Raw genomic sequence first — 16352 nt, forward strand, 5'->3', positions numbered from 1 at the left:
TCACTCATGTAAAACGTTCATGGCAAGGCGCGTTGCCGAAGACAGTACGAGTAGTACGGCGAGGCAATGCAACGCAGCCATGGACGTTTTACATTTTCCAGCGCAGCGATAACCCTACCGTGCGGTCATAGCGGCGCGTATCGCGCGGATACACGCCCGCAGTGTTCCAGTAATCCTTGAACTTGGTATCGAGCAAGTTATTCCCATCGAGGGTCACGGTGAACTGGTCGTTGATCTTGTACGACAGCGAACCGTCGAGCTGGGCCGTCGGCGCCACTTTCAAGTCCAGGCCGGGGCCGCCCTGGTTGTAGCTGTCGATGAATTTCGAGCGCCAGTTGTAGGCCAGGCGGCCCGACCACGCGTCCTTTTCATACAGCAGCACCAGGTTGTACGCATAGCGCGACACGCCCGTAATGGCGTGGCTGCCCGTCTCGTCGTCGGTGGTGCCGCTCATGTAGGTGCCGTTCGCTTGCAAGCCCAGGCCGCTCAACAGGCCAGGCAAGCCGTCATAAAACTGCTGGTAGCCGATTTCCAGGCCCTGCAGCTTGCCGGCGGCCGTGTTGTACGGGCGGTCCACGTCATAGGTCTTGCCGGCGATGGTTTCGCTGGAAATGCGTTGCTGGATATAGCCGTCGAACTTGTGGTGGAAGACGGTGGCCGTGACGGAACCAGCTGGCGCGAAATACCATTCCAGTGCCGCGTCAACATTGTCGCCCGTCACCGGTTTCAAGTTCGGATTGCCGCCCGCGCCCGTGGCCTTCACCGTTTCCGTCGAATTGACGAGGGCCACGCCCGGGTTCAGCTGGGAAAAGCCGGGGCGGCTGATGGTGCGGCCCGCAGCGAAGCGGCCGACCAGATCCGAGCGCAGCTTGATTTTCAGGGCCACGCTCGGCAGCACGTCGGTGCTGGCCGTGTCGCTGATGACAGGCGTGTAGACGCCATCTTGCGAACTGTTGCCTTGCAGGCTTTGCTCGGTGCGCACGACGCGCACGCCCACAGTGCCGTCGACGGGATATGCTGCCAGCTTGAAGGCGATTTTCGCCTTGGTATAGATGGAATACGTCTTTTCCGTATCCTTGAAGAACGAGCCCGGGTCCATAGCGCGCGCCGCGCTGCTGCCGGTGACGGCTTCGCGGATGGTGCCCGTGTTATTGAGCAGGAAGCTGGCGCACGGCGTGTACCACTGCTTCAAGCCATAGTCGGGGCCGCCGCTGGACATCGGTTCCGACAAGCAATTAAGGCCAGGAATCGACGTCACGCTCTGGCGGCCGAACGGAAACGCGGCGCCGGACACGTCCGGTGCTTCCGCATTGCCCTCGAAACTCTTGATCGATTCGGCTTCGCGCTTCACGCCGCGCAGGCCGACGCTGATTTCCTTGAAGATGCCAGCGGCGCTCGGCGTGTACGCCAGGTCGGCGCGCACATCGTTCGAGCTGCCCTGGTCACGGCCGTAGCGGTCGAAGAAACCCTTCAGATAGTAATTCGATGGATCTTGCAAATCGCTGCCCGTGTAGTCGACGTGCAAGGTGCCGTTCTGGTTGGTGTTGACGCGGGCATTCGGCACGACGGTAATGGCGTCGAGAATCGGATTGCGCCAGGCATACGTGCTCTTGGTGCTGGCCACTTCCGACGTGAAACGCCATTCCGGATTGATATCCCACAAGCCGCCCACGGCAAATTGATGCGTCTTCGTCTGGTTCTTGTTCGCCTGCGTCGACATGATGGTGTTGACGTTGGTGGAAGTGAGGGTTTGCAGCTGGTCGGTGCCGGGAATTTTTGTTGCCGACACGGGCGTGCCCCACCATGGCAAGCCGACAAAGTAATCGGACTCGGCATCGAGGAGGAAGCGCGTGGCCATGCCTTCCGCGTACAGCTCGACGTCGGCGTTCGGGCGCCATTGCAGCACAGCATTGGCGGTGGTGCGGCGGCGGTCGCCCTTGATCGGCAGCAAGCCCACCTGGTCCGGCCCCGTCAAACCCGGCGACAGGAAACTTTTATCCACGGGCGCCGTATTGAACGCGCGTTCCTCGTGATAACGGTGCTGCTGCTGCGACAAGCCCAGCAGCGCGCCCACTTCGCCAATACTCGTCTTCCAGCGATTCGACAGCATGCCGCTGATGTTCGGGTCCGTGGCCTTGGATTTGTCGCTGTAGACGGCGCGCGTATTCACGCTGGCAGTGAAATCCTTGAAATCAAACGGACGGTTGGTGCGCACGTCGATGATGCCGGCCACGCCGCCTTCGACCTGGTCCGCGCCCTGCGATTTATACACGTCAACGCGCTGCAGCATGGTGGCGGGAATGTCGGCCAGGTTGACGTAGCGGCCCGTGGTGGTGAACAGTTCGCGGCCGTTAAGCAAGGTCGTGACATCGCGCAAGCCGCGGATCATGACGGCGCTTGCTTCGCCCGAATCGCGGCGGATCTGGATGCCGGAAATGCGCGCCAGGGTCTCGGCCACGTTGTTGTCGGGGAATTTGCCGATGTCGTCGGCGACGATGGAATCGATGACCTGGTCCGAGCGCATCTTGATCTGCTGGGAATTCTGGGCCGAGCGGCGCACGCCGCTGACGGTCACAACCGACACTTCCGCCGCCGGCTCGACACTGGCATCAACCGCCACCGCATCCTGCGCCCAGACCGAAGCCGTGCTCAGCAAGCCAATACCGGCCAGTGCCGCAACGGCTGCCTTCAAGATGAGTGGACGAGGGGAAGTGGCCGCGAGCGGGCCGGTGGCGTTGCGCATCATGAATCTCCAGATATTGTTTGATATTTTTATGTCGCTTGCATGTCGTTCGCATGCTCGGCGTTTATCTTAGGGGCTGGGCGATAATCTCTCCAATCAATTTTTCCACTGTTTCGATATCAATTTTGATATCGGCGGCTGGAGGGCTTTGGCGGCAACGGCAGGGGCGTCAGCGGCAGTTTCGGAAGGAAGATGCTGAAAAAAGCGGCAGTACTGGCTAGCGGCCGCGCAATGCCACCGACGCAGGCTGATGTGCTCAAGTCACGATGGGCAATACCGCAGGCAGCCGCATGGCAATGCTGGCTGGAAAAAACGGGAAAGCGTGATCTGTCTGGTGCGGCTGGCGGGGATCGAACCCACGACCCTTGGCTTCGGAGGCCAATACTCTATCCACTGAGCTACAGCCGCGTAGGGGGAATTTCTGAAGTGATGCGAAGGATACCGTTTTTCTTTACCTACGTCTACGGAAACTGTCGTATCGCTGGCAATTGCATGTCACTGCTCAATTTTTGTGCCTATAATTGTGGGTTTCATAAAGGTTTACATCCAAGCATGTAAAAATGCTACCTTACACGGCCATCAGTTTCAAATCTGGACTAAGGACATCATGAGCGACGCACATAACGAACAACAATCAGCGATCAAAACGCCTAAACAATTGCTTGCCGCCGTAGCTGGCTTCTTCCTCATCACCGTCATCGGCATCATCCTGCTGGTGCAGTTCGTCACGGCGCAAAAACTGACGGGCGCCGGTACGGATAGCCAGTCTCCGGAAGCCATTGCCGAGCGTTTGAGCCCAGTTGCCAACGCTGGCTTTACCTTCAAGGATGCCAGCGGTCCGAAAGTGCTGCAAAGCGGCGAAGCCGTCTATACGGCGACCTGCGTGGCTTGCCATGGCGCCGGCGTGGCCGGTGCACCGAAATTTGGCGACGCGGGCAGCTGGTCGGCCCGCCTGGCCCAAGGCTACGATACGGTCCTGAAACACGCCATCGAAGGCTTGCGCGCGATGCCGGCCAAGGGCGGCAATCCCGACCTCGACGATGTGGAAGTGGCGCGCGCCGTCGTCTACATCGCCAACGCGTCGGGCGGCAAGTTCAAGGAACCGGAAGTCCCGGCACCAGCCGCGGCCGCTGATGGCGCTGCTCCTGCAGCCGAACCTGCCAAATAATTCAGCCAGCGCGCTGAACCAGGAACCGCCCGGATGGGCGGTTTTTTTTCGCCTGCGCATAAGCAAGCGATTTTTCGGATTACGCGTGCCCCTAATCCGACCTACGCGACGTTCGCGACGGATGTGAAAAAGCCGCCCGGCTTGATAGCGGGGCGGCTCGATGCTAGCGCGTTAGCACTGCTGTTACCACATGATGACGCGGTCTTTCGGTGGCAGATACATCTTGTCGCCCGGTTTCACGTCGAAGGCTTGATAGAAGCCGGGCTGGTTGCGCATGGTGCCGTTGGCGCGGAACTGGCCTGGCGAGTGCGGGTCCGTTTTCAGCAAGACCAGTTGCTGCGCTTCCCGCATCTTCATGCGCCATACCTGGGCAAAGCCCGCATAGAAACGCTGCTCACCCGTGAAACCGTCGATGACGGGGGCTTTCTTGCCGTTCAGCGACAATTTGTATGCTTTATAGGCGATCGCCACGCCGGAATTGTCGGCGATATTCTCGCCCAGGGTCAGTTCGCCATTGACGAAGTGGTCCTTGACGGGGCTGAAGCCGTTGTACTGCGCCACCAATTGCTTGGTTTTCTTGGCGAAGTTTTTATGGTCGGCCTTGGTCCACCAGTCGCGCAGATTGCCGTCGCCGTCGTACTGGGCGCCCTGGTCGTCGAAGCCGTGGCTGATTTCATGGCCGATCACGCCGCCGATGGCGCCATAGTTGACGGCATCGTCCGCGTTGGCGTCGAAGAACGGCGCTTGCAGGATGGCGGCAGGAAAGACGATTTCGTTCAGTTCCGGGTTGTAATAGGCGTTCACGGTCTGCGGCGTCATGCCCCACTCGTCGCGGTCGATAGGCTGGCCCAGCTTGTTCAATTCGCGGTTGTAGTTGAGCAGGTGCGAACGCTGGATGTTGCCGATCAAGTCGTCGGGCGCCACCGTCAGGCCCGAGTAATCGCGCCATTTGTTCGGATAGCCGATCTTGGTGGTGAACTTGGCCAGCTTGATTTGCGCCTGTTTCTTGGTGACGGGGCTCATCCAGTCGAGCTTGTCAATGCTTTGCTTGTAGGCCGTCATCAGGTTTTTCACCAGCGCTTCCATGCGCACCTTGCGCTCGGCCGGGAAATACTGCTCCACGTACAGCTGGCCCACGGCTTCGCCCAGCGCGCCTTCGACGGCGCCCACGCCGCGTTTCCAGCGCGGACGCATTTCCGTCACGCCCGTCAGGGTAGTGCCATAGAAGGCGAAGTTTTCATCGACATACGCTTTCGGCAGATAGCCGGCGTTCGCGTGCAGCAAATGCCACTGGAAGTATGCTTTCCACGTTTCCAGCGGCGTCTTGTTGGCGATCTCGGCAAAACCTTTCAGGTAGCTGGGCTGGCTGACGATCACATAATTGACCTTGCCGGCGATGCCCGTGTCCTTCAGGTAGCGGGCCCAGTCGTAGCCTGGCGCCACGCTGGCCAGTTTCGCCAGTTCCACCTTGTTGTAGGTCTTGACGGGGTCGCGGTTCTGCACATTGCTCCATTGCGCCTTGGCCAGTTCCGTTTCCAGCGCCAGGATAGCCTTGGCATTGGCTGCCGCGTTCGTGTCGCCGGCCAAGCTGAGCATTTTTTCCACGTGGGCCAGGTATTTGGCGCGCGTATCGGCCTTGCCTGCTTCCAGGTAGTAATCGCGGTCAGGCAAGCCCAGGCCGCTTTGCACGATGTCGGCCACGTATTTGGTGGAATCCTTGGCGTCCTGGTGGATGCCGAAGTCGTACGGCGACGTCACGCCCAGCTTGCTGAAGTGCGCGATCACGGCCGGCAATTCCGCCTTGTCCTGCAGCGCGGCGATCTTCGCCAGCTCCGCGTTCAATGGCGTCAGGCCCAGGCTTTCCAGCTTGGCTTCATCCATGAAGCTGTTATAAAAATCACCGATTTTCTGGGCATTCGAACCGGCCGCGCGAGCCTTGTCAGCGGCCGCGCCTTCGACGATGCCGCGCAGCTGCGTTTGGGTATCGTCGGCCAGCTTGGCAAAGCTGCCCCAGCTCGACTTGTCGGCAGGAATCACGGTTTCCGCCAGCCATTTGCCATTCAGGTGCTGGAACAGGTCGTCCTGCGCGCGCACGCCAGGGTCGACGTATTCGACGGCGATGCCGGACGTCAGCGCCGCGGCAGCGACGGCCGTGGCGGGAGCGGCGGCGGCTTTCTTGGCAGTATCAGCGGCGCCAGCCATGCCGGACACGCCGGCCAGCAAACTCAAGGTCAATGCACTTAACAAATAACGATTCACGGTTGTCCTCTATATTGTATTGTGTGGAATATAAGGGTCAGAAGGCCCAGGGCTTCTGGCCCGGTTTTTGACTGTAGCATACCGGCTGAAATGACAGAAAGAACTTTGGCCAGAATGCAAAAAAGACCACGCAAGTGGTCTTTTTTGTTGTGACAAGATAACGTTTACATGACGTAGGTCGGCTTAGCCCAGAGGGCGTAAGCCGACAACATTGTGAGTCCCATCGGTGTGTCGGATGACGTTTACCAGATGATCACGCGGTTTTCCGGCGCAACATACATCTTGTCGCCCGGTTTCACGCCAAACGCTTCATAGAAGCCAGGCTGGTTGACCATGGTGCCATTGGCGCGGTACTGGCCCGGCGAATGGGGATCGGTCTTGATCTGCACGATCTGCTGCGCTTCGCGCATCTTGCTGCGCCACACCTGGCCAAAGCCCATGTAGAAACGCTGGTCGCCCGTCAGACCGTCCAGCACGGGCGCCGGCTTGCCGCCCAGCGAGATTTTATAGGCTTTATAGGCGATCGCCACGCCCGAGTTGTCGGCGATGTTTTCGCCCAGGGTCAGGGCGCCGTTGACGTGGTAGCCAGGCAATGGGCTGTAGCCATCGTATTGCTTGGTCAACGCGTCGGCCTTGGCCGCAAAATTCTTGCGGTCGGCCGGGGTCCACCAGTCGCGCAGGTTGCCGTCGCCATCGGACTGGCTGCCCTTGTCGTCGAAGCCGTGGCTGATTTCATGGCCGATGACGGCGCCGATGGCGCCATAGTTGACGGCGTCGTCCGCATTGGCGTCAAAGAACGGCGGCTGCAGGATGGAAGCGGGGAAGACGATTTCATTCATCGTCGAGCTGTAATAGGCGTTTACCGTTTGCGGCGTCATGCCCCACTCTTCGCGGTCGATCGGTTTGCCCAGCTTGGCCACCTGGCGCGCGGAACCGAAATTGGCGGCGCGCATCATGTTGCCCACCAGGTCGCCCTGGACGATTTGCAGCTTCGTGTAATCGCGCCATTTGTTCGGATACGCGATCTTCGGCGTGAACTTGGCCAGCTTGGCTTGCGCTTCCTTCTTGGTCTCCGGGCTCATCCAGTCCAGGGTGTCGATGCTGTCCTTGTAGGCGGCCAGCACGTTTTTCACCAGTTCCTCCATGTGCGCCTTGCGCTCCGCCGGGAAGTATTGCGCCACATACAGCTTGCCGACGGCTTCGCCCAGCACGCCTTCAACGGCGCCCACGCCACGCTTCCAGCGCGGCTGGTTTTCCTTCACGCCGCTGAGTACCGTGCCGTAGAAGGCAAAGCTCTCGTCAACGAAGTTTTTCGACAGATAGCTGGCATAGCTGCGCAGCAATTGCCATTCGAAATAGGCTTTCACGGTGTCCAGGTCGGCGGACGCGAGCACCTTGTTGTAGCCGGCCAGGTAGCTCGGCTGGTTGACGATGACGTAAACGACCTTGTTGGCGATACCGAGGGCGGCCAAGCCGGACTTCAGGTCGTAGCCCGGGGTCAGGTCGTTCAGTTTATTGATGTCGGTCTTGTTGTAGCGTTTGACGGGGTCGCGGTTCTCGACCTTGGTCCATTGCACTTCGGCCAAGGCCGTTTCCAGCGCAACAACAGCCTTGGCGCGGGCGGCGGCGTTCTTGTCGCCGGCCATGGCCAGCATTTTTTCCACGTGCGCCTGGTATTTTTCTTTTACGCCAGCCTGCTTGGCTTCCAGGTAGTAATCGCGGTCGGGCATGCCCAGGCCGCTTTGGCTCACGTAAGCCGCATATTTCGTCGAGGCACGGGCATCCTGGCCCACGTAGACGGAGTAGGGAGTCGACACGCCCGTCTGGCTCAGGTGGGCGATCAGGGCCGGCACGCCCTTCTTGTCGCGCAGCGAGCGGATGCGGTTCAGTTCGCCGGCCAGCGGCTTCGTGCCCAGCGCATCGAGCTTGGCTTCATCCATGTAGCTGGCGTACAGGTCGGCGATTTTCTGTGCTTCGGAACCGGCTTTCTTGTTTTTATCCTGTTGCGTGGCTACGATGATGCCGCGCAATTGCGGCGTCGTGTCGTCGCGCAGCTTGGCGAACGAACCCCAGCTCGACTTGTCGGCAGGGATCTCGGCCGTCGCCAGCCACTTGCCGTTCAAATGGGTGAAGAAATCGTCCTGCACGCGCACGGCGGGGTCGATGTACTGCACATCGATGCCGGAAACGACGCCAGCGGCGGCAGGTGCGGCGCTTGGGGCCACGGTCGGAGCGGCAGCGGCCGATACGGGTTCGGCGGCATGGGCAAACGCAGCCAACAGGGTCAGGGTCAGACTGCTTAAGAGATAGCGATTCACGAATTGTCCTTATGGGGCATGTCAAAAAGACCGGGCAGATAGCTGCGGGCGGATAGCCTGCCGCGCCAGGTACTGCAGGAATGTAGCACGTGAGCATGCCATTTGGCCATCCTTGGCCCCCGACTGCCTCCTTGCTTGCCCTTAGTTGCCCGGTATCGTCATGCCGGCGCCACTGCTGCCCATGCTCACGCCCGCGCCACCCATTCCCCCCTTGCCGCCCTTGCGCCCGCCGTGCTCGCCAGCGGGAGCGCCACGCGATTCGCTGCGGGGTACGGCGGCGTCCATCACGCGCGCCATCTGGCCGGCGAGGAACTGGGCCACCATCTGGCGCTGGTTCTCGTCCAGGGCGTCGTTGACGCTGAGCCACCATTCGCGCAACTGCTTTTCTTCGGCCAGGCTCTGTGTGCTTTCCGTGTCCAGGCCGGCGAGCAAGTCGCGCAGCTCCAGCCGGGGCGCCTGCAAGCCCTGCGTCACCGCCGCTTGCAGCCGTTCGCGGCGCATCTTGCGTTCGCGCAAGAGTTGGCGGGATTTCCCTTCCACCTGCTGCCACAAGATGCTTTGATTCGCATTGAGTTTCAGTTCCACCTTGAAATCGGGCGCCATCGGCAACAAGTCTTCCAGGCGCATCTCGGAAATCGGCACGGCCGAGGCGGTCAAGGCGGTTGTGCCCAGCAGCAAGGCGAGGCCGAGACGGCGCACGGCGGAGGGAAAGGTCAGCGAGGTCATGCGGGCTCCGGATAAAAAAAAGCCTGCGTCCGCAGACGCAGGCAAAACCACTTCGGGTCGAGAATGCGAGTCCACTATAGGGCCGCTGCACACGCTTTTTTTCGACTCTTACAAATGCTTACTCCCCTCAAGACTCCCTATACATCGCATACAAAACCGCAACATATGGCAAGCTGGCGGCCCCGTTTTCGCGCGTAGACTGGGCCCAGGCACGCTTTTTCCACGGCCGGCCCACGCCGGCAGAGATTCAGGTCTATACTTTCAACAAAGCGCCGCTCCACGGGGACTGGCGCTTGTGCAAGACACGCTAGCTGCAAAGGTGCAAAGATGGGCAAACTCAAAAATACCGGCTTGATCGGCCTGGGCGTGGTGGCCGGCGTCGCCGTGTCGCTGCAATTTTCCGCCATGGCGCAAAAAACCGTCGAACCGCCCCTGCCGCTGGAAGAATTGCGCCAGCTGGCCGACGTGTTTGGCCTGATCAAGTCCGATTACGTCGAGCCAGTGGAAGACAAGAAACTGCTGGAAGACGCCATTTCCGGCATGGTCGCTTCGCTTGACCCCCATTCCGCCTACCTGGACAAGAAAGCCTACGCCGAGCTGCGCGAAGGCTCCGAAGGCAAGTTCGTCGGCCTGGGCATTGAAATCGGCCTGAGCGAAGACGGCTACATCAAGATCGTCTCGCCCATCGAGGATTCGCCCGCCTACCGCGCCGGCATCAAGGCTGGCGACTTGATCACCCGCCTCGATGGCCAGCCCGTGAAAGGCGTCAGCCTCGACGACAACGTCAAGCGCATGCGCGGCGAACCTGGCACCAAGGTGTCGCTGACCATTGCCCGCAAGGATGAACCGCAGCCGCTGGCCTTTACCATCACGCGCGAGGAAATCCACCAAAAGAGCGTGAAGGCGAAGATGGTCGAGCCGGGCTACGCCTGGCTGCGCGTGTCGCAGTTCCAGGAGCCGACCGTCGACGACATGGCCGCACAGATCACGGCCCTATACAAGCAGGATCCGAACATCAAGGGCATGGTGCTCGACCTGCGCAACGATCCGGGCGGCGTGCTGCAAGGCGCCATCGGCGTCTCGGCCGCCTTCCTGCCGAAGGACGCGGCCATCGTCTCGACCAACGGCCAGCTGCCGGACTCGAAACAGGTGTTCTACGGCCGCGCCGAATACTATACTTTCCGCTCGGAAGGCGATGCGCTGGCGAAATTGCCCGCCGCCATCAAGAAAGTGCCGTTGGTGGTGCTCGTCAACACGGGGTCGGCCTCGGCCTCGGAAATCGTCGCCGGCGCCCTGCAGGATTACAAGCGCGCCACCATTATCGGCACGCAAACCTTCGGCAAGGGTTCCGTGCAAACCATCCGCCAGCTGACGGCCGACACGGCCGTCAAGCTGACGACGGCCCGCTACTACACGCCGAACGGCCGCTCGATCCAGGCCAAGGGCATCGTGCCCGACCTGCTGGTCGATGAAAATGCGGACGGCGACGGTTTGAACGGCTTGCGCATCCGCGAAGCGGACCTGACCAAGCATCTGAGCAACGACCGCGACCAGGAAAGCGCCAAAGCGGCCCCCGTCAACGACGAGATGGAAGAGCAATTGCGCATCATCGCCCTGGAAAAGACCCGCAAGCCGCTGGAATTTGGCAGCAAGGACGATTTCCAATTGCACCAGGCGCTGAACCACCTGAAGGGCTTGCCGGTGCAACTGGCCAAGGCCGAACCGGTGGTGGTGCAAGCCGACGTCAAGAAAGAACAGAAGAAGTAAGCAGCACAGCCAGGGGGGCACCATGCCCCCCGGTATTCCGTCCACGCGACAAAAATCAATCTTCCGCCACACATCGCCCTGCCCCGCAACACGAAACTCTCTACAGTCGAGCCTGTTTGTGTAAAATTTGCTTCACTTATCGGCGCCACGTCGATTGCCAAATTTGAAAGTTTAACCATGAAACAAGTCGTCATCAGCGGTACCGGACTGTACACGCCGCCATTTTCGATCTCCAACGAAGAACTGGTCACCTGCTTCAATGCCTACGCGGAAAAGTTTAATGCCGATAACGCCGACGCGATCACCGCGGGCACAGTGACGGCGCTGGACCTGTCGAGCGTGGCTTTTATTGAAAAGGCGTCCGGCATCAAGTCGCGCTTCGTGATGGAAAAGGAAGGCATCCTCGATCCGGCGCGCATGGTGTCGCGCATTGCCGAGCGCGGCGATGACGAACTGTCGCTGCAGGCGGAAATGGCCGTGGCCGCCGCGCGCGATGCGCTGGCACGCGCCGGGCGCACGCCAGCCGATATCGACATGGTGCTGGTGGCCTGCAGCAATATGCAGCGCGCCTACCCGGCCATGGCCGTGGAAGTGCAGGATGCGCTGGGCATCGATGGTTATGGCTTTGACATGAACGTGGCGTGTTCGTCCGCCACCTTCGGCATCCAGCAAGCCGTGGCCGCCGTGCAAAGCGGCCAGGCGCGCGCCGTGCTGGTCCTGAATCCCGAAATTACCAGCGGCCACCTGAACTGGCGCGACCGCGACAGCCATTTCATTTTCGGCGACGCCTGCACCGCCATCATTGTCGAAGCGAAGGACACGGCCGTGTCCCAGCACCAGTTCGAGATCATCGGCACGGAACTCAAAACGCGCTTTTCAAACGCCATTCGCAACAATTTCGGCTTCCTCAACCGTTTTGACGAGTCCGGCGTGGGCCAGGCCGATAAACTGTTCCGCCAGCAAGGCCGCAAGGTCTTCAAGGAAGTGTGCCCGATGGCCGCCGAGATGATCAAGGCAACCCTGGCCAAGGCCGGCGTGGAAGTGGCGCAAGTCTCCCGCTACTGGCTGCACCAGGCCAACCTGAACATGAACTTGCTGATCGCACGCCTGATCCTGGGCCGCGACGCGCAAGCCAATGAAGCGCCCGTGATCCTCGACACCTACGCCAACACCTCGTCGGCCGGTTCCATCATCGCCTTCCATAAATATCAGGATGACATGGCGGCGGGCAGCACCGGCGTCATCTGCTCGTTCGGCGCCGGTTATTCCATCGGCTGCGTGGTCGTGCGCAAGCTCTGAGCGCATGGGTGTAACATCGTTTGATTCCTTGAATTAGGCGATGTTCGGGGTGGATAGGCATGCGTTCGCGGCCACCTGGACGAAGATATAGCACAGGTTTTTTGCAATAAAGCCGCAGGAAATTTTCCGGCAGGGGCTTTGATGCGTTTATACTTAGCCGCTGAGCAACATCTCTTCCATCCGCACGTCGCCATAAGGAACCCACCACGCATGCCCCATGACATCAGCCTGATCACCACCATCGCCGCCGCCCTCGGGTTCGGCCTCATCTTCGGCTTCATCGCCGCGCGCCTGAAGCTGCCGGCACTGGTCGGCTACCTAGCCGCCGGCATCATCATCGGACCGGCCACGCCCGGTTTTGTGGCGGATGCGGAAATAGCGGGACAATTGGCGGAAATCGGGGTGATGCTGATGATGTTCGGTGTCGGCCTGCACTTTTCCATCGAAGATTTATGGGACGTGCGCAAGATCGCGCTGCCCGGCGCCATCCTGCAGATCGGCGTCGCCACGGCGATGGGCATGGGCCTGGCCCACTGGTGGGGCTGGACCCTCGGTGGCGGACTGATCTTCGGCCTGGCCCTGTCCGTGGCCAGTACCGTGGTGCTGCTGCGCGCGCTGGAAGAACGGGGCATCCTCGATTCCCTGAATGGCCGCATCGCCGTCGGCTGGCTGGTGGTGGAAGACCTCGTCACCGTGCTGGTCCTCGTGCTGCTGCCGGCGTTTGCCGGCGTGCTGGGCGGCAAGGTCGCGCCGGATGCCGAGGCCGTCAGCCTGTGGCAAACCCTGGCCATTACCTTGGGGCAAGTGGCCGGCTTCATCGTCTTCATGCTGGTCGTCGGCCGCAAGCTGTTCCCGTGGATCCTGTGGCAAGTGGCGCGCACCGGTTCGCGTGAACTGTTTACCCTGTGCGTGATCGCCGCCGCCGTCGGCATCGCCTATGCGTCCACCAAGCTGTTTGGCGTGTCGTTCGCGCTGGGCGCCTTCTTCGCCGGCATGGTGCTGCGCGAATCCGAACTCAGTCACCGCGCCGCGGAAGAATCCTTGCCTTTGCGCGACGCGTTCGCCGTGCTGTTTTTCGTTTCCGTCGGCATGCTGTTCGAGCCGAACATCCTCATCGAGAAGCCCCTGCAAGTGCTGGCCGTGTGCGCGATCATTATCTTCGGCAAGTCGATCGCCGCCTTCCTGCTCGTGATGGCGCTGCGCTATCCGCCGAAGACGGCCATCATCGTCTCGGCCAGCCTGGCGCAGATCGGCGAGTTTTCCTTCATCCTGGCCGCGCTGGGCCTCTCTCTGGGCCTGATGCCGCAGGAAGGGCAAAGCCTGATCCTGGCCGGCGCCATCCTGTCGATCGCCCTCAACCCGCTCGTCTTCAGCATGGCCAAGCCGCTGCTGCGCGTGATGAGCAACAGCGATTTCGCGCGCAAGTTCGAACGCACGACGGATCCGCTGGCCGAGCTGCCGATGACGGTGCCGCAGGAAAAACTGTCGGGCCAGATCGTCCTCGTCGGCTATGGCCGCGTGGGCCGGCGCATTGCCGCCGCCTTGATGGAGCGGGGCATCCACTTTGTCGTGGCCGAGGAAAACCGCGAAATCGTCGACCAGCTGCGCAAGCAGGGCATCCCGGCCGTGGCCGGCAATGCGGGCGAACCGGCCGTGCTGATCCAGGCGCACATCACGCACGCCACCATGCTCGTCATCGCCACGCCGGATACCTTCCACGTGCGCGCCATGATCGAGACGGCGCGCGCGCTGAACCCCGCCATCCTGACGGTGGTACGCACGCACAGCGAGGAAGAGGCGGAATTGCTGCGCGCGGAAAACGCGGGCAAGGTCTTCATTGGCGAGCACGAGCTGGCCAATGGCATGGCCGAGCACGTACTGCAGAGTTTTGAGACGGCGAAGAAGGGGCATGGCCATTAAAGTTCTTTGATGCCGAACCTCTAGCCCATGCAAATGCCGGGGTCGGACCCTGAGGGTCCGACCCCAGTTTTTTTCCGGGTTATAAACTCGCCGCCAGCTCCGCCCCTTCGCGTATCGCCCGCTTGGCATCGAGCTCGGCCGCCAGCGCGGCGCCGCCGATCTTGTGGAAACGGGGGCCGCCCGACACCAGCGGCTTGCCGTCCTTGTCCGTTTCCGGCATGAGTTCCGTCAAGCTGTCCTGGCCCGCGCAGATGACCACGTTGTCCACCGCCAGCAGGCGCTGCTCGCCGCCCACGGTGATGTGCAAACCTTGCTCGTCGATCTTGTCGTAGCTCACGCCGGCCAGCATGGCCACGCCGTTTCTCGCCAGCGCCGCGCGGTGCACCCAGCCTGACGTCTTGCCCAGCCCCGCGCCCACTTTCGACGTCTTGCGCTGCAACAGAAAGATTTGCCGCACGGGATGGGGCGCCACGGGCGGTACCAGGCCGCCACCGGTGGCCGCGTTCAAGTCCACGCCCCACTCGCCCGCCCAGGTCGCCACGGGTTGCGGCAACGGGTGCGCCGGGTCGTGCAGCAAATACTCGCCCACGTCGAAACCGATGCCGCCCGCGCCGATGATGGCGACGCGCGCGCCCACCGGCTTCTTGGCTTGCAGCACATCCAGATACGACAGCACCTTCGGATGGTCGATGCCGGGAATGGCCGGCAGACGCACCTTGATGCCGGTGGCGACGATGACGTCGTCATAGCCGCCGGCCAGTAATTGCTCGCGCGTCACGCGCTGGCCCAGGCGCAGCTTGACGTCCAGCAGCGCCAGCCGACGCGCAAAATAGCGGATGGTTTCCGTGAATTCTTCCTTGCCGGGAATTTGCATGGCTACCTTGAACTGGCCGCCCACGCTATCGCTGCTGTCGAACAGGGTCACCGCGTGCCCGCATTCGGCCGCCACGCAGGCGGCCGACAAGCCGGCCGGCCCGGCGCCAACGACGGCCACCCGGCGCGGCACGGCCTTTTTCGCGTACACGAGTTCCGTTTCATGGCAAGCGCGCGGGTTGACGAGGCAGCTGGCGCGCTTGTTGGCAAAGGTGTGGTCGAGACAAGCCTGGTTGCAGCCGATGCAGGTGTTGATTTCGTCGGCGCGTCCCGAGGCTGCCTTGGCGACAAAGTCAGGGTCGGCCAGGAAGGGGCGCGCCATCGACACGAGGTCGCAGTCGCCCCGCTCGAGGATGGCGTTGGCTTCGTGCGGCATGTTGATGCGGTTCGATGCCACCACGGGAATCGTCACTTCGCGGCGCAGGCGGCCCGCCACGGAAGCAAAGGCCGCGCGCGGCACCGAGGTGACGATGGTGGGCACTCTCGCCTCGTGCCAGCCGAAGCCCGTATTCAAAATCGTCACGCCCGCGTGCTCCAGCGCCTTGGCCACGGTCACCACGTCATCCCAGGTATTGCCGCCCTCGACCAGGTCGAGCAGCGAGTGACGGTACATGATGATGAAGCTGGGGCCGACGGCGGCGCGGATGCGGCGCACGATCTCCACGGGCAGGCGCATGCGGTTTTCGATCGTGCCGCCCCAGCGGTCCTGGCGCAGATTCGTGCGCGCGCACAGGAACTGGTTCAATAAATATCCTTCGCTGCCCATCACTTCGATGCCGTCGTAGCCCGCCTTTTGCGCCAGGCGCGCGCAGCGCACGTAGTCGCAGATCGTGCGCTCGATGCCCCGTTCGCTCAGGGGGCGGGGACGGAAGGGCGAGATCGGCGATTTCTTGGCCGACGCCGAGACGACGAACGGCTGATAGCCATAGCGGCCCGCATGCAGGATCTGCATGACGATCTTGCCGCCCTCCTCGTGCACGGCGCGCGTCACCTTGCGGTGGTTCGGCACGTCGCCGAGGAAATTCAAGGTCCCTCCGAACGGCAGCAGCCAGCCCTGGCGGTTCGGCGAGATGCCGCCCGTGACGATCAGTCCCACGCCGCCGCGCGCCCGTTCGCGGTAAAACGCGGCAAGCTTGCCATAATGGTAAAAACGGTCTTCCAGGCCCGTGTGCATGGACCCCATGATGACTCTATTGCGCAAGGTGGTAAAACCCAGGTCGAGCGGGGCCAGCAGATGGGGATAGGCAGTCATGGTGATCGGTCCGATAAGGTGGTTGCA

The 16352-nt window shown here is 61.6% G+C and carries 9 protein-coding genes and 1 tRNA gene; 4 read left to right on the top strand and 6 right to left on the bottom strand.

Going from position 1 to position 16352, the window contains the following annotated elements; all coding sequences use genetic code 11:
- Positions 1-88: 88 nt before the first annotated feature.
- Positions 89-2746, bottom strand: a complete 2658-nt coding sequence (locus GYK42_RS01420; RefSeq protein WP_166446039.1) for a TonB-dependent receptor — start codon at positions 2744-2746, stop codon at positions 89-91.
- Positions 2747-3075: 329 nt separating this feature from the next.
- Positions 3076-3151 (bottom strand) — tRNA-Arg (locus GYK42_RS01425).
- Between the two features lie 199 nt (positions 3152-3350).
- Between GYK42_RS01425 and GYK42_RS01430 the strand changes: the two genes are divergently transcribed.
- On the top strand, positions 3351-3911 hold the full coding sequence (locus tag GYK42_RS01430; protein ID WP_046681924.1) for a c-type cytochrome: 561 nt from the start codon (positions 3351-3353) through the stop codon (positions 3909-3911).
- Positions 3912-4094: 183 nt separating this feature from the next.
- Here GYK42_RS01430 and GYK42_RS01435 read toward each other — a convergent pair whose 3' ends face one another.
- The 3 genes from GYK42_RS01435 to GYK42_RS01445 form a co-directional block, all read right to left on the bottom strand.
- Positions 4095-6170, bottom strand: a complete 2076-nt coding sequence (locus GYK42_RS01435; RefSeq protein ID WP_166446040.1) for a M13-type metalloendopeptidase — start codon at positions 6168-6170, stop codon at positions 4095-4097.
- Positions 6171-6412: 242 nt separating this feature from the next.
- Positions 6413-8488, bottom strand: coding sequence for a M13-type metalloendopeptidase (locus GYK42_RS01440; RefSeq protein ID WP_166446041.1), 2076 nt, complete (start codon positions 8486-8488; stop codon positions 6413-6415).
- Positions 8489-8629: 141 nt separating this feature from the next.
- Positions 8630-9214, bottom strand: coding sequence for a hypothetical protein (locus GYK42_RS01445; protein ID WP_166446042.1), 585 nt, complete (start codon positions 9212-9214; stop codon positions 8630-8632).
- Positions 9215-9541: 327 nt separating this feature from the next.
- Here GYK42_RS01445 and GYK42_RS01450 point away from each other — a divergent pair, with 327 nt between their 5' ends.
- The 3 genes from GYK42_RS01450 to ybaL all read left to right on the top strand — a co-directional run bounded on the left by GYK42_RS01450 (position 9542) and on the right by ybaL (position 14200).
- Positions 9542-10981 (top strand): S41 family peptidase, encoded by a 1440-nt coding sequence (locus GYK42_RS01450; protein WP_166446043.1) that lies wholly within the window; start codon positions 9542-9544, stop codon positions 10979-10981.
- Positions 10982-11158: 177 nt separating this feature from the next.
- Positions 11159-12280 (top strand): beta-ketoacyl-ACP synthase III, encoded by a 1122-nt coding sequence (locus GYK42_RS01455; protein ID WP_166446044.1) that lies wholly within the window; start codon positions 11159-11161, stop codon positions 12278-12280.
- A gap of 210 nt (positions 12281-12490) precedes the next feature.
- Positions 12491-14200, top strand: a complete 1710-nt coding sequence (gene ybaL, locus GYK42_RS01460; RefSeq protein WP_166446045.1) for a YbaL family putative K(+) efflux transporter — start codon at positions 12491-12493, stop codon at positions 14198-14200.
- A 79-nt stretch (positions 14201-14279) separates the two neighbouring features.
- On the opposite strand, the gene GYK42_RS01465 is transcribed toward ybaL, so the two are convergent.
- On the bottom strand, positions 14280-16325 hold the full coding sequence (locus GYK42_RS01465; RefSeq protein WP_166446046.1) for an NADPH-dependent 2,4-dienoyl-CoA reductase: 2046 nt from the start codon (positions 16323-16325) through the stop codon (positions 14280-14282).
- Positions 16326-16352 lie beyond the last annotated feature (27 nt).

The sequence above is a fragment of the Janthinobacterium lividum genome (genome assembly GCF_011601275.1).
GTDB lineage: Bacteria > Pseudomonadota > Gammaproteobacteria > Burkholderiales > Burkholderiaceae_D > Janthinobacterium > Janthinobacterium lividum_E.